The organism is Clostridium sp. LS3 (genome assembly GCF_055330225.1).
In genome coordinates this window covers 3,893,755-3,917,301 of sequence record NZ_CM143921.1, presented here as the reverse complement: position 1 = coordinate 3,917,301, position 23,547 = coordinate 3,893,755, and the positions used below count along the sequence as shown (strand labels likewise).

The window sequence follows — 23,547 nt, the reverse complement described above, 5'->3', positions numbered from 1 at the left end:
AGTACAAACTAAGTATTTTATACTATACTTAGTTTGCTTTTTTATTTAATAATATATTGTTTTTATATATTGACATTAACGCAACGTAATCCTTTATTATAAAATTGTCAGGAGGTAATGCTATGGAATATACAATTAAAAAGCTAGCTGAATTGGCAGGAACAAGTTTAAGAACACTTAGATATTATGATGAAATAGGGTTATTAAAGCCTTGTAGAATTAACTCTTCTGGATATCGTATTTATGGAGAAAAAGAAGTAGATTTATTACAACAAATATTACTTTATAGATCAATGGATATGAAATTAGAAGATATACAAAATATAATCTCTAAGCCTAATTTTGATATCTGCCAATCTTTAATTGAGCATCATCAAAGACTTATTTCTAGGAGAAATCAACTTGATCAATTGATTTCAACTGTTGAAAAAACATTGGAGCATAATAAAGGAGAGAGGGAAATGTCAAATAAAGAGAAGTTTGAAGGATTTAAAAAAGAAAAAATATCAGAAAATGAAGCTAAATACGGAAAAGAGATTAGAGAAAAGTATGGTAATGAAACAGTTGAAGCATCTAATAAAAAGTTTATGAGTATGAGTGAAGATGACTTTAATAAAATGCAAAATACTGAAAATGAAATGTTTGAAGCTTTAGCAGAAGTTATAAGAACAAAGGATTTAGAATCAGAAACAGCGAAAAGTGTTTATGAAAATCATAAAGCTTGGCTAAATTTCTCATGGCCAAGTTATTCAGCACAAGCTCATATAGGATTAGCAGAAATGTACGTTGCAGATGAAAGATTTGCTAAGTATTACAATGATAGATTAGGACTAGAAACAGCTACAACACTAAGAGATATTGTTGTTAAATATGCAAAATAAAATATAAATTTATGTTAGTATATATAAAGAACTTAAAGCCGTGACTCTAGTAAGAGATATGGCTTTAAGTTCTTTATAGATATTTTTAAACATAACGGTATCTTTTCAAGCCTAATATGTTTAGCGTTGTAAAAATAACTGAAAATATTAATAAAATGAATAAGTCAAATTGTATTTGACCAAAGTTATTACCCATAATTATAACCTTTTTTAATGCATCGCTTGCATAGTATAGAGGCATTAATTTAGCGATACCTTGAATCCAATTAGCCATTGATTCTAATGGAATAATACCTGAAAATAATATTTGAGGTAATACTATAATCGGTATGAACTGTATCATCTGAAATTCTGAATTTGCAAATGTTGAAAGAAATATTCCTAAGGATAAGGCAACGAAGGCCAACATAATGTTAGTTAATAATAAAAGGGATATGCTTCCGACTATTTCGATTTTTAATACATAAATTGAAAATAAAACTACTATAAAGGTTTGAATAACAGCAAATATTCCATATCCAATTAGATAACCAAATACTAAATGACTTCTTTTAATTGGTGTAGCTAATAACTTGTTTAATGTTCCGCTAGTCCTCTCTTTTAGTAATGATATTCCTGAAATCAAAAATACAAAGAAAAAAACAAAGAAGCCAATGAGTATTGGTGTTATACTATCAAATATATTAGTATCCTCATTCCCATATATATAATCACGTTCTATTTCATTTGAAATAGTACTAAGTGACTCATTTGAGATCATGTTATTGTTTATATTTTGATTAATAAATTGACTTTGAAAATTAATAATTTCTTGTTGCTTTTTAGTAATATCAAGGAGATTTTTAAGTTGAATTTTAGTGATAGATGATTGAATAATAGCACCTATTTGTTTAGTTTTAGTTGGATCGCTATTTTCGTAAGTAATATATAGCTTATCATTATTTATAGAAATAAATGCATTTAACTTATTTTCTTTTATTTTATTAGATATATCATTATTATCACTAAATTCATATATATCTATATCACTTTCTTTAAGATTATCTATGATGTTAGTATTTATATTATAAGCACCAATTTTTATGTTGGATGCACTAGTTGTATTAAATAGTAAGTTCATTAAAGTTAAAATTATTAAAGGCGCTATCATCATTAAGGCTAAGGTACGTTTATCATGAACCATTTGCAAAAGAATCCTTTTAACTAAGGCTATTATTCTCATAAATTTCACCTCCTGATAGCAGAAATACTTCTTCAATCGTTGAAACCTTAAATTCTTCTTTTAAGCTTAAGGGAGAACCACTTGCAATTATCTTTCCATCTCTAATTAATTTAAGATGATCGCATTTTTCGGCTTCATCCATTACATGGGTAGTAACAATTATTGATTTTCCTTCATTTTTTAGATTAACGAGTTCTTTCCATATACTTATACGTAGTACAGGATCTATACCTACAGTGGGTTCATCTAAAATTAACAAATTGGGGTTTTGAATCAAAGCTAGTGCTAGAGAAAGACGTCTCTTCATGCCTCCAGAATAATTTTTCACTTTTTTATTAAGTTCATTTCCCAAGCCAACTAATTTTGATAAGTAGTCTATTCTATCAATTATTTCATTTTTACTAAGAGAAAATAAATTAGCAAAGAAAATAAGGTTATCTCTTGCAGATAAATCTTCATATAATGCATCGCTTTGAGCCATGTACCCTACATTTTGTAGAATTTTTCTATTAGGCATTTCAGTGTTAAAAACAGTTACAGTGCCATTATCAGGCTCTTCCATTCCTATAATAGTTTTTACTAATGTAGTTTTTCCGGAGCCAGATGGACCAATAAGCCCGATTATTTGTCCTTTTTCTATATTTAAGCTAATATCAGTTAAAACTTTATGTTTTCCAAAGGACTTTGATATATTTTTTAATTCAAGAATGGGCATTCTATTACACCTCTTTATCTTTTATAAGTTACTAATATAATTATATCACCTTATATTAAACTTTAAGAGGGGATATATTTTCTTTAATTAATTTCATAAAAGTATCTGGAGTAACAATTTTTACTTTAGGATTATCATTTAATTTATTAACTACATATTCAACGTTGTCCATAGTTTTACTCCATACATGAACATAAACAAAAGTATATGAATTTGGATTTGTAATATCTGTATAAGCTGACTCAATTCTAGAATTAATATTTTTAATTAGTTCTTCTTCATTTTCTAGGCTATTCCAAAGTAAATCGCGACAAGATACTATAGGTTTATTATTTGACCAAATTATTTTACCGTCATATTCATTGTTCTTTTTATAGTTAAGGTAAAATAGACCGTTTATATTGGAGCAATCAGTATATTTATCCCATAACTCTTTTTTATAAAAAGCATCATCATCAAGGATTAGAACATAGTTTTGATCTACTTTTTTCATATATTCATTCAGTCTTTTTGTGTAATTATCTAGTTTATTTATAGGAAATTTACTAGGATATATATAACCATTTCCAGAGGGAGAAACTAAATAGTTATCAGCATATTGAGAAGAACTAGCACTTTTATAGTAGTAATTAAAAACTGTAGGAGCTAAATAATATAGAGATGGGCTTATAGACCAACCTAAATTAAAGGTTCCTCTATAAGGAGAACCATACCAATTTTTAGAACTATAGTTACTGCCTAAAAACCATTGCTGATTATCACCATCAGACATAATAAAGGTTACATAATGAACGTTATCATCATTAGTAAATTCATTATTAGAATTTTGAGTTTGTACAATAGTTGGATATGAACTTAATACAGATAGATTATAAGACCAATCAGCAGCAATCATATCTACTCCACACCTAGAAGTTATACTTACATTAGTATGCTCATCAGGTCCCCAACCTAAACAACGAGAAGTATCATCCATAGAATTAAAAATTTTTTCTCTTAAAGAGGTATCATTTATATCATCTTCATAAAATATTAGTGACTTTGACATTATGGCATAATCTCTTAAAGCCATGGTTTTTTCAGGTGATAATTCTATAACAGTAGAATGATTTAATCCTGAATTCCAAAGGTTATTATATGCCCAATATTTATCTGTATTTCTACAGTCTTCAATTAAATTAGTTATTCCATAACTTTTAACCTTAGATTCTAAAGATTCATCAATAACTATTGAATCTTTTAATGAAGCAAGAGAGCAAGCGTTATTTATAGATGACAAATTAGAGTTACTATATAATATATATCCATTTATATAAGATTTGAATTTATTTAATAATAACCAAGGATCTTTTACAGTTTTATATTTAACATTGTAATTACTATTTAAATCTTGGAGCCAGACTTTATAGTCTGGCTCCATTGAAGTAAGAATATAAATTTGTTGATCTGATTTATTTGAAACAGTTCCTTGAAGAGCAGAAATCATAGTCTGCTCTTCTTTACTCATGTCATTTTCTGATATTACATATAGACACTTAGGAATTATAGAGTTTTTGATATATAAATCATTAGAAGTGGAGATATCATTTTTAAAACTTTGAGAAGAGGTTTCATAGCCTCCACTTTTATATTTATTATAAAAATCATTTAAAAATCTAAAGTGCTCTCCATTATAAAAGTCTTGTGCAGATTTCTCACTCATGTTTGATAAAAGCACTTGACGTGTAATAATATCATTTAAGCTTACTTCATTATAGTTTTTCATAATGTCATACATTATCATAAATGTAGTAGTTCTGCCTATACCAGCTTTGCAATGAAAATGAAGCCAGCTATTAGCAGGCTGATTCTTAACAATATCTATAAAGTAATCTACCATGTCATCTGTAGGTAACTGACCATCTGTTACAGGAATACGAATATAGGATAAGCCATTATTTTTAGCAAGAGTCTCTTCATTTTCAACTACTTTAGGGATTATTGATTTATTAGTATTATATAAAGTTATAGGTTCATTAAGTGGTATAGAATCTAATTTTTTGTTTTCATCAAGGATAACTTCGTCTTTACTTAAACCGGCATTTGCATTATTTTTTGAATTCTTCCAACTAACTGGTATACCATTTATAAAACCATGAGATTCTTGCCTTAAATCAATATCTATTATAGAAAAACCATTAGGTATAGATTCTTTTATTAAAGAAAGTCCAGTTTCAGAAAATTGATTGCTACCTGAAATATTTAGCTTATCTAGACCCTGCAAATTTACCTTTTGATTTTTACTAAGGGTTATTTTATCAGTAGTTTTACGAAAATGAGATGATAACTTGTTAACTTTACCAGAATCTTGTACAAGATTTACATCTGAAATAGCCTTTGGGCAAGATACTATGAGAATACAGGAGAAAAAAATAGTTAAAAATATAAGAGAATAAAATTTAGCTGGTTTTTTCATAATTTATACCTCACAGAGAATTATTTAAATTTCTCGGGAAATTGTTTGATTATACCATTGGAAATAACATCAGCAAACTTAATCATATGCTCTTGTCCTTTATCATATGCTTCTATGTCAGCTTTCCAATCTTTATTTAATCTAGCAACAGCTTGAGCTGTAACAAATTCTAGGTGTTTGTGTAACATATCCTTTAGCATTTTATTAGAGTACTTAGGATTAGCAGAACTTAAAAAATCAGCCATTTTATCAGCATTTTCATACCACAATTTATTATATTTTTCTAGGTCTTCTTTATTTCCACTTTTAGCTGCATCAACAACTTGACCTGCAAGTGATATATGTTCTCTTAATAACTTAGCAAGGTTATTCCCAGCTTCTTCTCCATAATAAGGTTTAATTGAGTTTCCAATGTCATCTTGATTTTTTAGAAGTCTTTGTAATACAGCATCCTTATCTTCAAGAGAAGCTATATCACTTACAATAAAGTTTCTCGTCCATAAAACATGTTCAATCCAAAGCTGTCTTTCTTTCATAATTAAATCACAGGCAGATTTATTAGCAGCATCTCCTTTGCAACAATTATCACCAATAGCTTGAACCTTAATAGGCATTAAAACTAAAGTAAATAAAAATAATGTTAATAAAGAATTTTTTAAAATTTTATTCATTAGTATATACTCCTTTTACAATTAGAATTTCATTTTATTTTGTTCAAATAGATAGATATATATACTAAAAATTAAACATTTATGCTTTATTTTGCTTATGGTAATTTATGCATTATAAAGATATAAATATTGATTAAGTAAAGCAATAATATAAGCAATTGAAGTTGAGGTTAATTATGTAATTTGATAAGATTATAGTATAAAGCTTAAAGGAGAGAAGAGTATTATGAGATTAATTATAAATGCTGATGATTTTGGGTTAAGTAGAGGAGTAAATTATGGTATAATTGATGCCCACAAAAATGGAGTAATTAAAAGTACTTCTATTATGGCTGGAATGCCAGGTTTTGACCATGCAGTTGAGCTTTTAAAAGACTGTCCGGAACTTGGGTGTGGAGTACATTTAACATTATCTGCATATAAGCCAGTTTTAAAAACACATAAAACTATTGTAGATGAGAATGGATATTTTTATAAAAGAATATATAATAAAAGAGTAGAAAATTTCGATCTTAATGAAATATATAATGAGTTTTGTGCACAAATTGAAAAAGTTAAAGAAGCTGGAATTAAAATAACTCACTTAGATTCACATCATCATATACATATGTCAGAATTTTTAAAGCCTGTAATAGAAAAAATATTAGAAAAGTATAGCTTTCCTATAAGAGGTGGACTGAGATATGATTTAAATTACAATAAAATAGTACCTTATGAAGGTATATTTTATGATAATACAGTTTCTATTGATACCTTTAAAAGTTTAAAAGATAAGATAGGGGAATATGAAATCCTAGAAACAATGAGTCATCCAGCTTATATTGATAGCTTTATAATGGAGACAAGCTCCTATAATTTAAAACGAGTAGAGGAATTAAAAATACTTACATCTAAAGAACTTAAAAATTTTTTTGAGGAAAATAAAATAGAAATCTGTAATTATAGAGATATATTTTAAGAATAAAATAATTAATAATAAAGCCGTATCATTTATTTTGATGCGGTTTTTTGTATTAAAAAATAGATTATATTTTTATATAAAGTAGATACTATATTTAAATTAAAGAATAGAATAATATAGGATATAAAAACGTGAAAAAAATTTTATAAAAAATAGTTGAATAAAAATTATTTTCATGATAGTATGTAAATGTATTCAGATAAAATTTTTTTTATAAAAGAGAAGTTATAAAAATTATTTTCAAATTAAGGGGGTACTAAAATGTTTAAACAACTACAAAAGATTGGTAAATCCTTTATGTTACCAATTGCTATATTACCAGCAGCTGGGTTACTGCTTGGTATAGGAGGAGCTCTATCAAATCCTAATACTGTACAAGCTTATCCATTTTTAAATATTTCTTGGTTACAAGGAATTTTTTCGATTATGTCATCTGCAGGAGAAGTAGTATTTGCAAATTTAGCACTTATTATGTGTATAGGACTTTCTGTAGGACTTGCCAAAAAAGATAAGGGTACTGCAGGTTTGGCTGGTGCAGTATCATTCTTAGTTATGAATGCTTCAATAAAAGGCATGATAACTGCATTTAATCCAGCAGTTAAGTCAATAGATACTGGTGTTGTTGGAGCTATAGTAATTGGATTAACGGTATCATATCTTCATAATAAATATGGAAATATTCAATTACCAGCTGTTTTAGGATTCTTTGGTGGATCAAGATTTGTTCCAATAGTTTCTTCATTCTCAGCAATTTTTATTGGAGCTATATTCTTTTTAATATGGCCAACGTTCCAAGGATGGTTAGTTTCAGCAGGTAATGCAATAGCTGGACTAGGAGCAATAGGAACTTTCTTATATGGATTCTTATTAAGATTAACTGGAGCAGTGGGATTACATCATATGATTTATCCATTATTCTGGTACACAGAGCTAGGTGGAGTTGCAACTGTTGCTGGTCAAACTGTTACAGGAGCTCAAAATATATTCTTTGCAGAATTAGCTGATCCAAATCATGTTGGATTATTTACAGAGGGTACAAGATTCTTTGCAGGACGTTTTGCTACAATGATGTTTGGATTACCAGCAGCATGTTTAGCTATGTATCATTGTGTACCTAAAGAAAAGAGAAAATTAGTTGGTGGATTATTCTTAGGAGCAGCAATAACATCATTTATTACTGGTATTACTGAGCCAATTGAATTTATGTTCTTATTTGTTGCACCTTGGTTATATGTAGTTCATGCTGTATTTGATGGATTATCATTCTTTATAGCAGATATATTAAATATATCAATAGGTAATACTTTTTCAGGTGGATTAATAGACTTTACTTTATTTGGTGTACTTCAAGGAAATGCTAAAACAAATTGGATATTAGTATTAGCAGTAGGAGCAATTTGGGCAGCTTTATATTACTTTACATTTAGATTCTTAATAACTAAATTTAATGTTATGACTCCTGGTAGAGAACCAGAAGGTGAAGAAGTTAAAGTTGTTACAAAAGATAGCATGAATGAAACTGCAGTTCAAGTTTTAGAAGCCTTAGGTGGAAAAGATAATCTAGATGATGTAGATGCATGCATAACAAGATTAAGAGTTGCTGTTAAAGATGTAAGCAAAGTTGATAAGGTTAAAATTAAAGCTTTAGGTGCTACAGCTGTATTAGAAGTTAAAGGCGGCGTGCAAGCCATATTTGGAGCAAAAGCTGATCCATTAAAACAAAAAATAAATGAAATTATAGGGAGAGAGTAATAAGGGTGAAAATAATAAACAGAGGATTAATCGTATCATGTCAAGCACTAGAAAATGAACCACTACACAGCTCTTATATAATGAGTAGAATGGCTGTAGCAGCTAAAGAAGGTGGAGCTATAGGAATAAGAGCTAATAGTGTCGATGATATTATTGCAATAAAAAAAGAAGTTGATTTACCTATAATAGGAATAGTAAAAATAGACTATCCAAATATGAAGTCATATATAACCCCAACTATGAAGGAAGTAGATGAACTTGTTGAAGCAGGAGCAGATATAATAGCTTTAGATGCCACAATAGATCAAGATGAGGAATTTTTAAAGAGTATATTTAAAAAATATCCTACACAAAAGTTTATGGCAGATATATCTACAATAGAAGAGGGGTTAAGAGCTGATAAATTAGGGTTCCATTATGTTGGAACAACTTTAATAGGATATACAGAGCATTCTAAGGGAATGAATAATTTTGAGGTTTTGGAAGCTTTAATAAAGAATTGCAAAGCAAAAGTAATTGCTGAAGGAAACTTTGATACTCCAGAAAAGGCTAGAATGGCTTTAGAAAAAGGAGCATATGCTGTTGTTGTTGGAAGTGCAATAACTAGGCCTCAATTGATAACTAAAAAATTTAATGATGAGGTTCTAAAAGTATTATAACACTTTTAAGAGGTAGGGATTTAAATCCCTACCTCTTTTATTTCAATGAGTTTAATGCTATTCTATTATATGTAAATTAATAGTTATATTAAATTTATAGAGCATATATGGAGGATATTAAGTGGATATTTTATGTGAAATACAAAGAAAATATAATGACTTTTCTGATAAAGAGAAATCTATAGCAGATTATATTATGCAATATGGAGATGAAATAAAAAATATAAATATTACTGATTTAGCAAAGGAAATAGGTACATCAGGAGCCACAATAACAAGATTTGCTAAAAAAATTGGTTGCGATAGCTTTGTAGATATGAAAATAAAACTCGGATCAAATAAAGTAGAAGCTCATGTAAATGATGAAGATGGTATATTTTCATATGCTTATCAATATTATAATGAAGTTATAGAAAGAACTAAAATGTTAATTGATAAAGAGTCTATATTCAAAATTGTTAATGAAATAAAAAAATCAAGAAATATATACATATATGGTGTTGGAAGCTCTGGATTAACTGGAGAAGAAATGATGCAAAGGCTATTAAGAATGGGGTTTAATGTTCATTGCATTTCAGATTCCCATATGATGATAATTAATAGTTCAATTGTATCAGAGCATGATTTAGTTATAGGGATTTCTATATCAGGAGAAACTGAAGAAGTTATACACGCATTAAAAATATCAAGGGAGAATGGAGCTAAAATAGTTTCAATAACAAGTTTTGAAGGAAGCTCTATAAGCAAATATTCAGATATAAAGTTTATAGTATATAATCCTAATTTTGTTGATAGAAGAAGGTTTATAAATACTCAATTTTCAGCAATGTATCTTCTTGATTTAATATCTATGGTTTTATTAAATGATGCTAATTTAAGTAATAAAATGCAAACAACTATTAATGCTATTATTAATAATAATTAATAGATAAAATTATAATAATATGTTAAGAATATTTTCTTGTACAAATAGAATTAGTACATAATTTACTGTAAAAGTTTCATATGTATATTTAAGATAATAAACTTGATATTGATGGCCTTTTAATAGATATTACACATAAATAAGTATGGTATATGATATAATTATAGATGTATTCTAATAAATTATGAAATGAGGAATATATCTATGATTGAAGCTTCTCAGCTAGACTTTTCTAATATAAGTAAAGAACTTTTAGAGATTACTTTCGATGGGGTTGTCATGGTTGACAAGAAAGGTATTATAATTTATATAAGCAAAAGATATTGTGAGTTTTTATCTATAGATTTAAAAAACGCGTTAGGTAAACATGTTTCAGATGTAATAGAAAACACAAGGATGCATATAGTAGTTAACAATGGGAAAGCGGAACTCGCTAAGCTTCAAAGGATAAAAGAAAATTACATGGTAGCAAATAGAATTCCTATTATCGAGAGTGGAGAGGTAATTGGAGCAATAGGAACTGTTATGTTTAAAAATATAGAGGATATTAATACTCTTCATAAAAAATTGAACAGTATGAAAAGAGAGCTAGATAAATATAAAGGAAGATTAAGGCAAGAAAATAGTACAAAATACTCTTTCGATGACATAAAGGGAAAAAGCAAATCCATAGAGATGTGTAAGATATTTGCCAATAAAGCAGCATGCACAGATTCAAGTGTATTATTAATAGGGGAAAGTGGTACTGGGAAGGAACTTTTTGCACATGCAATTCATAGAAGTTCTAATAGATGTCATGCTCCTTTTGTAAAGGTTAACTGTGCAGCTATTCCAAGTGAGTTATTAGAATCAGAGCTTTTTGGATATGAGGGAGGAGCTTTTACCGGAGCAAAAAGAGAAGGGAAAATGGGGAAGTTTGAGTTGGCAAATGGAGGTACTATATTTTTAGATGAAATTGGGGATATGCCTCTTTATATGCAAGCAAAACTTCTTAGAGTAATTCAAGAGAAAGAAGTTGAACGTATAGGAGCAAATAAATTTATAAAATTAGATTTAAGAATAGTTGCTGCCACAAATAAAGAGTTAGAGTCAATGGTCAAAAACAGAAGCTTCAGAGGTGATTTATACTATCGATTAAATGTTATGAAGATAGAGATACCTCCTTTAAGAGAGAGGAATGGAGATGTAGAACTTCTTTCAAAATATTTTATTGATAAGTTATCTAAGCAATGTGGGAAGAATGTAAGAGGAGTTTCAACAAGCGCAATAAGGTCATTGAATCAATATGAATGGCATGGAAATATAAGAGAGCTTAGAAATGTAATCGAAAGGGCTATAAACCTAGTAGATTATGGAGAAATAATAGAAAAACAACATTTACCAAATGAAATAGAAGAGTGCTCTTATAAAGAAGAAATTAAGCCTCTTTTAAAAACAATAGAAGAAGCAGAAGTATATGCCTTAAAAGATGCTTTAATTTTTAGTAAAGGAAATAAATCTAAAGCAGCAAAACTACTAGGAATAAGTAGAGTTACTTTATATGAAAAACTTGAAAAATATAGTATTTTAATAAAATAATAATTTAGATAAGGTATGTATATATATAACAAAAAGTGTAGATAAACTCTACACTTTTTATTATATAAAAACTTAATGTAAGGTTTTATATACAATATTAATAAAGTTATAGGTAAACTTGTAAAGATAGGCTTACAAAAAAATATAGAAACTGTTGATGCTGTAAGTAAATGTTTACAAAAATGGATAAATCTTTTTGTGTGAGGTTATTTATAATAAAATATCATTTAGAAAATAAATAGCTTTAGAGTAAATCTGCAAGTATGTATTATTAAAACATTGTGTTGTCATGAAGGTATATTTTTAAATTAACTTATGGCACAATAATTGCTTTTTAGTTATTAAGAAAGAGCTAAAGGGGGATTTAGAATGTGTAAAGTTATAAATGTAGAACAGTTGGGGGGATTGATCCCTAATAATGCAACCATGGCTATTGGAGGATTCATAGGTAGTGGTCATCCAGAAGAAATTAGTTCTTATATAGAAAAATATTACTTAGAGAAGGGAGCACCAAGAAATCTTACTTTAGTTTATGCAGCAGGACAAGGAGATTCTAAGAATAAGGGGTTAAATCATTTCGGACACGAAGGATTAGTGAAAAGGGTAATAGGAGGTCATTGGGGACTAGCACCGAAGCTTCAAAAGCTTGCTATTGACAACAAGATTGAGGCATATAACCTTCCTCAAGGGGTAGTAAGTCATCTATACAGAGACATTGCAGCAGGAAAGCCAGGAACAATAACAACTGTGGGGCTAAAGACTTTTGTAGACCCTAGAGTTGATGGTGGAAAATTAAATGAGTTAACTAAGGAGGATATAGTATCTTTAATAAATATAGAGGGAAAGGAGTATTTGTTTTACAAAGCTTTTCCTATAAATATTAGTATCCTTAGAGGAACATATTCAGACGAAGATGGAAATATTTCTTTAGAAAAGGAAGCTGTAGTTTTAGACTCACTAGCTATGGCACAAGCTACAAAAAACTCTGGTGGAAAGGTAATAGTTCAAGTAAAAAAGGTTGTAAAGAAAGGATCAATACATCCGCATAAAGTTAAAATACCAGGAATATTAGTAGATTATATTATAGTAACAGAAAATCCAGAAAATCATATGCAAACTTTTGGAGAGGTATATAACGAAAGCTATACTGGAGAAGCTAGAATTCCTTTAGAAAAAATATCAAGTATGGAGTTAGATGAAAGAAAGATAATAGCTAGAAGAGCTGCTATGGAGCTTATACCAAATGCTGTAACCAATTTAGGAATAGGAATGCCAGAAGGGGTTTCAGTAGTGGCAAATGAAGAAGGCATGGGAGATATGATGAAGCTTACTGTTGAATCAGGACCTATAGGGGGAGTTCCAGTAGGAGGACTTAGCTTTGGAGCATCTATAAATCCAGAATGCATAGTAGAGCAAAGTGCTCAGTTTGATTTTTATGATGGTGGAGGATTAGATATAGCATTTTTAGGACTTGCTCAATGTGATGAGAAAGGAAATATAAATGTTAGTAAATTCGGACCTAAAATTGCTGGGTGTGGTGGATTTATAAATATAACTCAAAATGCTAAAAAGGTAGTTTATTGTGGAACATTTACTGCAGGAGGATTGAAGTTAGCTGTAGAGGATGGAAGACTAAATATATTAAGGGAAGGGAAAAATAAGAAATTTATAAAAAATGTTGAGCAAATAACATTTAGTGGAGAATATGCTTTAGAAAAAAATCAGCCAGTACTATATATAACAGAAAGGGCTGTGTTTGAGTTAAGAAAAGAGGGAGTAGTTATTACAGAAATAGCACCAGGTGTTGACTTGGAAAGAGATATTTTATCTCTTATGGATTTTTCGCCTATAGTAGCTAAAGAAATAAAGATTATGGATGAGAGAATTTTTAAAGAAGAAAATATGGGAATCAGAATTTAAAAGGGGGAAAGTTATATGTTAGGGGTTATAGGTATTATATTATCATTAGCACTTCTTATGTATCTTGCTTATAAAGGAGTAAGCGTAATTATATTAACACCGATACTTGCACTTCTTGCTGTACTTTTAAGTGGAAGCTTTGGTTTATTACCTGTTTATACAGAAACTTATATGATGAGTTTAGCTAATTATGTTAAGCAGTATTTTCCTATATTCTTACTTGGAGCCATATTTGGTAAGGTTATGGACAATACTGGTGCTGCCAACTCAATATCTAATTCTGTAGCAAAATGGCTTGGAAAGGAGAAGGCGATTTTAGCTGTAGTGGTATCTTGTGCAATACTTACTTATGGTGGAGTATCACTATTTGTAGTAGCCTTCGCTGTTTATCCAATCGCAGTTTCTTTATATAGAGCAGCTGGTATTCCAAAGAGATTAATACCTGGGTCAATAGCACTTGGGTCATTTACTTTTACAATGACAGCACTTCCAGGTACCCCTCAAATACAAAATGCTATACCAATGCCGTTTTTTGGCACTAATACCTGGGCAGCTCCTATAATGGGGATAGTGGCATCTCTTGTAATGTTTGGTTGTGGAAGTTTATGGCTTATGTATAGAGCTAGAAAAGGAATGCAAAGTGGAGAAGGCTTTGGTAGTACCAAAGAAAAGGATGTTAAAATGCAAACTGAAAACTTACCTTCATTTGGAGTCTCTATATTACCAATAATATTAGTATTAGTTTTAAACTTTGTTCTCTCAAATTATGTTTTTGTAGAAGGAAGATTTGATTGGGCATGGCTAGAAGGTTTTAACACTACAATTGCTAAATCGGGTGGGTCTTGGTCTTTAATAGTAGCGTTACTTATAGCTATTATTACTACGTTGATTTTAAACTATAAACGAATAAATGATAAGCTTAAGATAGTGAACGAGGGTGCAGCAGGTTCGCTACCAGCTATATTAAATACTGCTACTGCTGTTGGATATGGAAATGTAATTTCTTCTCTTGCAGGCTTTGCAATAATAAAGAATGGACTTCTTGGAATATCATCTAATCCATTAATCACTGAAGGGATATCTGTATCAGTTTTAGCTGGTATTACAGGATCAGCCTCTGGAGGAATGAGTATTGCTTTAGGAGCTTTAGGGGATACTTTAACTAATATGGCAATGACATATGGTATAAGTCCTGAAGCACTTCATAGAGTTGCTACCGTAGCTTGCGGGGGACTAGATACTTTACCTCATAATGGTGCAGTAATAACATTACTTACAGTTTGTGGGCTTACACATAAAGATTCTTATCTAGATATATTTATGGTTTCAGTTGCTATACCGACCTTGGCATTAATAGTAAGTATAATATTAGGAACCATAGGTATAGTATAAAAGCATAAGTTCTTAATTTTATGGAGCCATAGCGAATATTATAAAAGTATATAAAAGGTTGCCTTAATAAGGGCAGCCTTTTAATAATAATTTATATTAATATAGTAATTTTTTTAAATTAAAATTATAAGGCACAGTATTAGCTAAGTCGTAAATTGATTAGTCTTACCCATAATATATGCAAGCTTTATTATAGCTTTTTCTTCATCAGACATTTCTCTATTATACATTTTTTCAAATTGTTCAATTAATGCTTTATTGTCAACTTGACTGTTAGGAGTGATATTTCTTCTCTCGGAGGTAAAATTACAAATTTTAGGTGGTGTGCTATATTTATAAATACCTTTATAAACTTCTAAAGTATAGTAAGCATCATAATAGGCATCATGAAAATTATCTTCAAATTTTATATTTAGAAGTTCCACAGAAGTTTTTAATCCTATCTTTGATCCCTTTGGAATTTTAAAATAACTTGAGGCGTACATTTGCACATCAATATATCTTTTAGGTATTGACGATATAGGTAAATTATGAAATTTTGCATTTCTAATAAGTTCTTTTATATCAGTTTTTCCCCACACACAAAGTATTATTTCACTATCACTAATAAATTCTATAAAGTCATGATATACCTTAGGAAATGTCTCACACAAAGCCAGTTTAGCAGTAGTTATGTTAGTTAAACTCTCTACATACGGATGAACTGTATTGTGTACCGTAGGTTTTATCAACCTATTAAAATTATCTATTATATTAAAGTTTTCATCAAATTTTAGTGCTCCAATTTGAATTATTTCAAATGGTAGTTTTAATATATCTTTATTATTAGAACTATTTAAAGATTTTTGATTAAATTCTAAATCGTATACTATATAGTTAATTATTTTCACCCACTTTTTTATAATATATAAAATTAGTATAACCTATTTATTTAATATGTATATAAGATAAAAGGACTTTAATAATACTTTGGTATATATTTATATAAAATCAATAAAATTTAATGAAAATTTAGTATAAAATCAGCAAAATTTAGCATGAAAGTATAAGTGTATATAATAGTGTGTAATTTCTTATAATAAAAAATTTAGAAAATAACAATATAATATACAAAATTATGAAAAAATACATATAAATATATATTAATTCATAAAAAATGATAAAATTTGAAATTTTATTTCAAAAACATAGACTTGTTAACGATATCAATGTATTATATAAGTGTATAATAGATGTATTAATTTAGAAATTCTTACAAAATTATCGAAAATAAATATGAAATAGGGTGATACAAATGCTAAGAAGCTTATTAAGTTTAGGACTATATTTAATTTTATTTATAGGAATTGTAATTGTTCCAGTTAAATTAACACATTACCTTTGTAAAGTAAAAAAAATAAAAATAAATCGTTGGGTAATAGGGTGCGTAGGACCATTAATACTAATAATACCTAAACTACTATTTGCACAAATGCCTGACTTCATTTGGAAGATATTAATATTTATTTTTATTACTTCTGTAATTATGTTTTTTGAATTATCAAGGATGATGATAGAGAATAAAGAGATGAAGGGCTTAATAGATTACTCTAAATATATAAAACCTAATAAACGTAAAGTTAAATAGTAAAGTATGTAGACAAGGCGGTAAAAATGTTAAAGCATGAATTAGTTTATGAAGTTATAAAAGATGAATGTAGAAAACAATATGTTTTAGGAGAAATAAAAGGAATTGATGCTAAAACTGTAGCTACACAATTAAATATGCATAGATCAAATGTTGTGAAGCATTTTAAGAAGCTTATGGATATGAAGTTAATATATAAAAGAGAAGGAAGACCAGTATTATATTATGTAGACTTAAGCACTATAGAATACGAAGTTAGTAGTTTAAAAGATAAGGAAAGTATATACAATAATATAGATAAATTTCTTGAAATTAAAGCTGAAAACTTAATAACTAAGGGATTTGATGGAGAAGAAATACAAAGTAAAGTAACAAATGAATTAAAAACCTATATAAAAAATTATTTTAAGGTAATAGAAAGTAGAAATAGAATGAGAAAAATAGTAGACGAGTTAGTCAACGTTGAATATGTTATTGGAGTTGATGGAGGAGGAAGTAAAACAGAAGCAATAGCGTATGATCTTAGAGGAAATAAGATTGCAGAAGGAATAGCTGGTTTTGGAAACATTGTAGTTAATAAGGAAGAAGGACTTAAAAATATTGAAATATCGATACTTAAATGCTTAAAAAATTTAGATGAAAGCAAGTGTATTCATATTTATGCTGGCCTTGCAGGGGCTGATACTGGGAATAATAAGGAAGTAATAAAATCTTATATTGAAGAAAGATTTCCTATAAGTGTTACAGTTGTCAGTGATGCTGATCTTGCAATAAATGCTATGTTAAAGGGTAAGGATGGGATTTTAACTATATCAGGAACAGGATCAATAAGTTATGCAAAAAGAGGAAATGAAAACTTAAGAGTTGGAGGATGGGGAAATATACTTGGTGATGAAGGCAGTGGATATTTTATTGCAGTAGAAGCCTTAAAGAAAATAGTAAATGATAAGGATGATGGAAAAGAATTCAGTTATTTATCAAAAAAAATTTTAGAAGATATTAATGTAAAAGACATACCAAGCTTAGTAAAATTTGTTTACTCATCTAACAAAGGTGATATAGCAGCCTTAGTGCCAAACATAGTTAAAGCAGCTAAATTAGGAGATGAAGATGGGATTGAGATTCTGAAAAAGGCAGGATTTCATTTAGCTAGAAATACATATAAAGCGTATAAACTTCTTAACTTAGATAAAAAAGTTGATATAGCAATAAAGGGAAGTATTATTACAAAAATAGATTTTGTTAAAGAAAGCTTTATAAATGAACTTAATAATTTAATAAAGGATTATAACTTAGTTGATGAGGATGTTTCTTCGACTAAAGGGGCATATTATATGCACCTTAAAAGGCAATAAACAATGTTAAATAGCCCATTATATTATGAGGGTTAAGGTAAATATATATTATTTAAATTTTATAAAGCTAGATTAGGAGTGATTTAAAATGATTAGACAAAAACTTATTATAACAGGAAATATAGCTGATGGAGGAATAAGGTATTTTGCACAAATGAGTGCTTCTTCATTAAAGCTTACTGGACTATCTAAAAGGGGAGAAGCTGGAGCAATTCATATAGAAGTACAAGGAAAAGAAGATAGCATAGAAAAATTTATAGAAAAACTTAAAGTAGGAAACGGATTCTTTAAAGTTGAAAATATAGAGAGAGAAACACTAGATGTAATTTCAGATGAAAAAACATTTTTAATTAGATAAGTAATAAAAGTTTAATTATAAACTTAAATATAAATTTTAAGAAGAAAGGAGAGAAATTAACATTCTAATGGTTTGTTTAATTTGAAAATTTTCACACCGTTAGAATTTGTAAGATTATTAAACATATTTAAATTAAATAAAAATTATTATTTTAGGGGGAAATCTATTTTATGGAAAAACTTATGAAGTTTATGGAAGAAAAAATGATGCCGCCAATGGCAAGGATGTCTGAGCAAAAGCACTTAAGAGCAATTAGAGATGGAATTATATCAACACTTTCTTTAATACTTGTTGGATGTTTCTTTTTATTAGTTATCAATATACCAATACCAGCATGGAAAGAATTTATAGCACCACATGCCGGAAATATAGTTTTACCATTTAGAATTACAATGGGATTAATGTCTTTATATGCAAGTTATGGAATGGGATACGCACTTGCAAAATCCTATAAATTAGATGGTATATCAGGTGGAGTTCTTTCAATGGCAGCTTTATTAAGCTTAAATATTCCACTAAATGTTACAGATAAAGCTACAGACACAGCTTTAGGTTGGGTTCTTAAGATGGAATACCTAGGCGGAGCAGGAATGTTCACTGCAATTTTAAGTATGATTGTGGCAGTAGAAATATTAAGATTCTGTAAGACTAAAAATGTTACAATTAAAATGCCAGATCAAGTTCCACCATCTGTTGCAAGAAGCTTTGAAGCTTTAATTCCAGCAGCGATAGTAATAACTTCACTATGGTTTGTAAGAGTAATGCTTGGATTTGATATAAATGTTTTATTAGCTAAATTATTTAGTCCATTAGTAAATGTTGCAGGTAACAGTTATTTAGGAGTATTACTACCAACATTATTTATATGTTTATTATGGGCATCAGGAGTTCACGGAGTATCAGTTATAGGATCACTTTTAAGACCAATATGGTTAGTTTTACTTGATGAAAATATGGCGGCAGCAGCAGCAGGAAATGTTGCACAAAACATAGGTACAGAAGGATTCTTTGACCTATTTGTATGGATAGGTGGATCAGGTGGTACATTAGCACTTTGTATATTATTCATGTTTTCTAAGTCAGCTTATTTAAAGCAAGTTGGTAAGTTCTCAATCATACCGGGAATATTTAATATAAATGAGCCAATTATGTTTGGTGCTCCAATAGTTCTTAATCCAATATTAGCAATACCATTTGTAGTAGGACCAGTTATAAACTGTACAATAACTTATATAGCTATGAGTTTAAATCTTGTAAGTAAAGTTTCAGTAATGGCACCATGGGTATTACCGTCACCAATTAAAGCTGCTATGGCTACAAATGACTGGAGAGCGGCCGTTCTTGTTATAATTAACTTTACTATATCATTAGTTATATTCTATCCATTCTTCAAAATGTATGAAAAGAACTTATTAAAAGAAGAAGCAGAACAATTAGCAGAATCACAAGCACATTCAATGTAATTTATTAAAAATTTATATAAAAATTAAAAACTATAGGGTGACTCTAAGAGTCGCCCTTGATTTTTAGTATTATATCTAAATTTAAAAGGAGTGATTTTATATGAAACATAAAATTTTTAATGGTATAGATAATTTAGAAGAAATTAAAAATATTGTAGGAAATAATAAGGTTGGACTTATAACATCTCCTAGTGGAATAAATAAAAACTTTCAATATACAATAGATGTATTTAATGAAAAGTTTAATTTAGTATCTTTATTTTCCCCAGAACATGGAATAAGAGGAGATCTTCAAGCAGGAGAAGAGGTAAGTAGTTATGTAGATGAAAAAACAGGAGTAAAAGTCTATAGCCTTTATGGTGATAATAAAAAACCTTCAAAAGAGATGTTAGAAAATATAGATGTACTAGTATTTGATATAGGTGATGTTGGATCAAGATTTTATACTTATATATACACAATGGCTTATTGTTTAGACGCTTGCAAGGAGAATAATAAAAAGTTTTTAGTATTAGATAGAGCAAATATATTAGGAGGAGAAAAAGTTGAGGGTAATATACTAGAAGAAGGCTTTAAGACATTTGTTGGCATGTATCCAATTCCAGTGAGATATGGTTTAACTATAGGTGAGCTTGCATATTATTTTAATAATGAGCTTAACATAGGTTGTGATTTAGAGGTTATTAAAATAAAAGGATGGGAAAGATGGATGCTTCATAGTGATACAGATTTACCATGGATAAGTCCTTCTCCTAATATGCCAAGCCTTTCTACAGCAATATTATATAATGGAACTTGTCTTTTAGAGGGTACTAATATATCTGAAGGGAGAGGAACGACAAAGCCTTTTGAAATAGTTGGTGCACCATGGATAGATGGTTATGAATTAGCAAAGAGGATGGAAGAAAAAAATATTAATGGTGTTAAATTTAGGCCATTATACTATACACCTACCTTTTCAAAGCATGAAGGTAAGATGTGTGGGGGAGTTCAAATACATTTAACAGATATAAGAGAAGTAAATGCAGTAGAGGTTGGAGTGCATCTACTTGAAACTATAATAAAAATGGATAAGGGAAATCTTGAGTTTATATATACTGAAGGATATGGAATGTTTTTAGATGCTCTTTCAGGTACTAAAGATTTAAGAGAAAAGCTAGGAAAAGAATTAAATGCTGATTATTTATTAAAGAAGTGGGAAGAAGAAGCTGAAGGTTTTAAAAATAAAGCATCTAAATACTATTTGTACAATTAAAATTTTAAATTAATATATTATTAATAAGAGGCTGTAGATAATTTATTATATGTTATCTACAGCCTACATTTTATTCTTGCATGATATAATATACATAAGTTTATACTAAAGGTTAGAGTTGTAGTATAGGGGGATATAGATATGGATAAAAATGTTGAATGGTATATTGAAAAACAAGTTGAAAGAACTATAAAAAATTTAAATAGCCACAATATGGAAGGGTATTATGTTAAAAGTAGAGAAGAGCTAATTAAAAAGTTAGAAGAACTTATAGAAGAAGGATCTATTATTGGAGTTGGAGATTCTATGACTCTTTTTGAAACTGGTGTAATAGACTTTATAAGAAGTGGAAAATTTAACTTTTTAGACAAATATGAAGAAAACATAAATAGAGTTGAAAAAAGAGAGATATATATTAAGAATTTTTCAGCAGATACTTTTCTTTGTAGTACAAATGCATTAACTGAGAGTGGAGAATTATATAACATAGATGGGAACGGAAGCAGAGTTGCTCCAATGATATATGGACCAGAGCAGGTTATTATTATAGCTGGAACAAATAAAATTGTTAAAGATATAGAAGAAGCCGAGAGGCGAGTGAGGAATTATGCAGCTCCTATTGATGCAAAAAGATTAAATAAAGATACACCATGTACAAAACTTGGAAGCTGTGTTGATTGTAAAAGCCCAAATAGGATTTGCAATGATTTCGTAGTAATTAGAGGTCAATTTATTAAAGGAAGAATTAAAGTATTAATTTTAAATGAGAATTTAGGATATTAAAATTATATTAGTATATCAAAAATGCTTAAGTAAAATATTATAAATTATAAGTAAGCATTAAAGGATTAAAAATGTACACAAAGGGAGATTTTCATATTCACTCAACAAAATCAGATGGGGAGTTAAAACCAGGTGAAATAGTTTTATTAGCTAAAGAAAGAAATTTAGATATAATCGCTTTAACAGACCATAATACTATAAATGGTAATAAAGAAGCTGTAAAAGCAGGGAAAATTCATGGAATTAAAGTTATACCGGGAATAGAGCTTTCTACAAGGTTTAAAGGAAAGAAAGTTCATATACTAGGGTATTTTACAGATGATAAATATGAAAGTGATGAATTTAAGATGATTTTAAATAATATATGTAGCGGTAAATTTAAGGCTTGCCAAATTTATTTTAAAGGAAAATTGAGTTTCAAATCTCAAGGCGGTAAAATATTAACTTCAGCAGGAATAGAGTTTTTGCATAATTATAACGCTAAAGTAGTTTTAGCTCATCCAACGTTACTTAGTAGAGATATATTTGAAGATATAATCAGCTTGAATTTTGATGGAATAGAAGCAAAATACTATAGAAATAAGGATGAAGATACAGATTACTTTATAAATGTAGCCAAGGAAAAAGGCATAATATATACAGCTGGATCCGATTTTCATTCTTTAAAAAAGGTAGATTTAAAACATGGAACCTTAGGTCAAATATACTTAGAAAAAGAGGAAATAGATGATTTTATAAGTATATTAGGTTTAAATGGTTTATAAAGTGTAAAGAATAGCTTCATAATAAAAAACTCCCTATATAATGGGAGTTTTTTATTATTATATATCAATTACATTTCTAGGTTTGGTTGCATATTATATTGTATCTTAAAATCAATTATTCAAACTTTAGAGGAGAGGATGATATGCAATCAATAAACACTGGAAAATACAAAGGAATAGATATATCAAGTTGGCAAGGAGAAGTTGACTTTAGAAAGATTAGTGAAAGTGGAGTTCAAATTGTATATATAAAAGCGACGGAAGGTAATTATTATGTAAATCCAAGGTTAGGGGAATATTATTTAGGTTCAAAGAACAATAATATGTTGATAGGATTCTACCATTTCTTTAGAGCAAGAGTAGATGCAAAAGCACAAGCCCATTATTTTGCAAGTTATGTAAATGGAAAAGATTCAAACTGTAGGTTGGCTTTAGATATTGAATTAACAGATTGGTATGAAGCAGAGGAATTATCTAATATGTGTATAACTTTCTTAGAAGAAGTAAAAAGACTTACAGGAAAGGAGGTTGTAGTATACACATATACAAACTTTGCAAAAACAAGTCTTACAAAGGACTTATCAAAGTATCCACTATGGGTAGCTGATTATGATGTTACTACACCTGAAGACAATCATATATGGAATAGCTGGATAGGGTTTCAATATTTAGAAGCTGGAAATGTTTCGGGGATAAGTGGCTATTGTCCTTTAGATGTATTTACAGAGGAAATATTGTTAGATAAAATATAAGATTAATAAATTTAGTTTTACTTGATTAAAGAGAGTTTAAATATAAAGTACATTGGTTT

General features: G+C 28.8%; 21 protein-coding genes. 16 read left to right on the top strand and 5 right to left on the bottom strand.

What is annotated here, in order from left to right; translation table 11 throughout:
- The first annotated feature begins 122 nt into the window (after nt 1-122).
- On the top strand, nt 123-881 hold the full coding sequence (locus tag ACZJV1_RS18435; RefSeq protein WP_463651017.1) for a MerR family transcriptional regulator: 759 nt from the start codon (nt 123-125) through the stop codon (nt 879-881).
- 85 nt (nt 882-966) lie between these two features.
- Here the strand turns inward: ACZJV1_RS18435 and ACZJV1_RS18430 are convergent, their stop codons facing one another.
- From ACZJV1_RS18430 to ACZJV1_RS18415, 4 genes are read right to left on the bottom strand one after another with little or no spacing between them, the layout of a single operon-like run.
- Nucleotides 967-2,103 (bottom strand): ABC transporter permease, encoded by a 1,137-nt coding sequence (locus ACZJV1_RS18430; RefSeq protein WP_463651016.1) that lies wholly within the window; start codon nt 2,101-2,103, stop codon nt 967-969.
- Nucleotides 2,081-2,818 (bottom strand): ABC transporter ATP-binding protein, encoded by a 738-nt coding sequence (locus tag ACZJV1_RS18425; protein ID WP_463651015.1) that lies wholly within the window; start codon nt 2,816-2,818, stop codon nt 2,081-2,083. Before ACZJV1_RS18425 ends, ACZJV1_RS18430 begins: the two co-directional genes overlap by 23 nt.
- Nucleotides 2,819-2,873: 55 nt before the next feature.
- The gene (locus ACZJV1_RS18420) at nt 2,874-5,273 is read right to left on the bottom strand and encodes a GxGYxYP domain-containing protein (RefSeq protein ID WP_463651014.1); all 2,400 of its coding nucleotides are present in this window, start codon (nt 5,271-5,273) and stop codon (nt 2,874-2,876) included.
- Between the two features lie 20 nt (nt 5,274-5,293).
- The gene (locus ACZJV1_RS18415) at nt 5,294-5,944 is read right to left on the bottom strand and encodes a glycosyltransferase (protein WP_411169252.1); all 651 of its coding nucleotides are present in this window, start codon (nt 5,942-5,944) and stop codon (nt 5,294-5,296) included.
- A gap of 226 nt (nt 5,945-6,170) precedes the next feature.
- On the opposite strand from ACZJV1_RS18415, the gene chbG reads away from it, so the two are divergent.
- From chbG to ACZJV1_RS18380, 7 genes are all read left to right on the top strand, one after another.
- On the top strand, nt 6,171-6,902 hold the full coding sequence (gene chbG / locus ACZJV1_RS18410) for a chitin disaccharide deacetylase (RefSeq protein ID WP_463651013.1): 732 nt from the start codon (nt 6,171-6,173) through the stop codon (nt 6,900-6,902).
- A gap of 264 nt (nt 6,903-7,166) precedes the next feature.
- Nucleotides 7,167-8,657, top strand: a complete 1,491-nt coding sequence (locus tag ACZJV1_RS18405; RefSeq protein WP_411169250.1) for a PTS transporter subunit EIIC — start codon at nt 7,167-7,169, stop codon at nt 8,655-8,657.
- A gap of 5 nt (nt 8,658-8,662) precedes the next feature.
- Entirely contained in the window at nt 8,663-9,316 is a 654-nt protein-coding gene (locus ACZJV1_RS18400; RefSeq protein ID WP_460289127.1) for an N-acetylmannosamine-6-phosphate 2-epimerase, read from the top strand.
- Between the two features lie 121 nt (nt 9,317-9,437).
- Nucleotides 9,438-10,241, top strand: a complete 804-nt coding sequence (locus tag ACZJV1_RS18395; RefSeq protein ID WP_463651012.1) for a MurR/RpiR family transcriptional regulator — start codon at nt 9,438-9,440, stop codon at nt 10,239-10,241.
- Nucleotides 10,242-10,445: 204 nt separating this feature from the next.
- Complete coding sequence (locus tag ACZJV1_RS18390) at nt 10,446-11,819, top strand: sigma-54 interaction domain-containing protein (RefSeq protein ID WP_460289130.1); 1,374 nt, start codon at nt 10,446-10,448, stop codon at nt 11,817-11,819.
- A 369-nt stretch (nt 11,820-12,188) separates the two neighbouring features.
- The gene (locus ACZJV1_RS18385) at nt 12,189-13,739 is read left to right on the top strand and encodes an acyl CoA:acetate/3-ketoacid CoA transferase (protein ID WP_463651011.1); all 1,551 of its coding nucleotides are present in this window, start codon (nt 12,189-12,191) and stop codon (nt 13,737-13,739) included.
- A gap of 15 nt (nt 13,740-13,754) precedes the next feature.
- Complete coding sequence (locus tag ACZJV1_RS18380) at nt 13,755-15,131, top strand: GntP family permease (protein ID WP_411169245.1); 1,377 nt, start codon at nt 13,755-13,757, stop codon at nt 15,129-15,131.
- A gap of 143 nt (nt 15,132-15,274) precedes the next feature.
- On the opposite strand, the gene ACZJV1_RS18375 is transcribed toward ACZJV1_RS18380, so the two are convergent.
- On the bottom strand, nt 15,275-16,021 hold the full coding sequence (locus tag ACZJV1_RS18375) for a 3'-5' exonuclease (RefSeq protein WP_463651010.1): 747 nt from the start codon (nt 16,019-16,021) through the stop codon (nt 15,275-15,277).
- Between the two features lie 404 nt (nt 16,022-16,425).
- Here ACZJV1_RS18375 and ACZJV1_RS18370 point away from each other — a divergent pair, with 404 nt between their 5' ends.
- The 8 genes from ACZJV1_RS18370 (at nt 16,426) to ACZJV1_RS18335 (ending at nt 23,488) form a co-directional block, all read left to right on the top strand.
- Entirely contained in the window at nt 16,426-16,758 is a 333-nt protein-coding gene (locus tag ACZJV1_RS18370) for a hypothetical protein (protein ID WP_463651009.1), read from the top strand.
- Nucleotides 16,759-16,784: 26 nt separating this feature from the next.
- On the top strand, nt 16,785-18,113 hold the full coding sequence (locus ACZJV1_RS18365; protein ID WP_463651008.1) for an N-acetylglucosamine kinase: 1,329 nt from the start codon (nt 16,785-16,787) through the stop codon (nt 18,111-18,113).
- A gap of 88 nt (nt 18,114-18,201) precedes the next feature.
- Entirely contained in the window at nt 18,202-18,471 is a 270-nt protein-coding gene (locus ACZJV1_RS18360; RefSeq protein WP_460289135.1) for an acylphosphatase, read from the top strand.
- A 170-nt stretch (nt 18,472-18,641) separates the two neighbouring features.
- Nucleotides 18,642-19,934, top strand: coding sequence for a PTS sugar transporter subunit IIC (locus ACZJV1_RS18355; protein WP_460289136.1), 1,293 nt, complete (start codon nt 18,642-18,644; stop codon nt 19,932-19,934).
- Nucleotides 19,935-20,034: 100 nt separating this feature from the next.
- Nucleotides 20,035-21,189 carry an exo-beta-N-acetylmuramidase NamZ family protein gene (locus ACZJV1_RS18350; RefSeq protein ID WP_463651007.1) on the top strand — a complete coding sequence of 385 codons (1,155 nt, stop codon included), beginning with the start codon at nt 20,035-20,037 and terminating at the stop codon, nt 21,187-21,189.
- Between the two features lie 141 nt (nt 21,190-21,330).
- Nucleotides 21,331-21,972: a lactate utilization protein gene (locus tag ACZJV1_RS18345; protein ID WP_460289138.1), complete on the top strand. Its 642-nt coding sequence runs from the start codon at nt 21,331-21,333 to the stop codon at nt 21,970-21,972.
- A gap of 71 nt (nt 21,973-22,043) precedes the next feature.
- Entirely contained in the window at nt 22,044-22,736 is a 693-nt protein-coding gene (locus ACZJV1_RS18340; RefSeq protein WP_463651006.1) for a PHP domain-containing protein, read from the top strand.
- Between the two features lie 143 nt (nt 22,737-22,879).
- Nucleotides 22,880-23,488, top strand: a complete 609-nt coding sequence (locus tag ACZJV1_RS18335; RefSeq protein ID WP_460289140.1) for a GH25 family lysozyme — start codon at nt 22,880-22,882, stop codon at nt 23,486-23,488.
- The last annotated feature ends 59 nt before the right edge of the window (nt 23,489-23,547 follow it).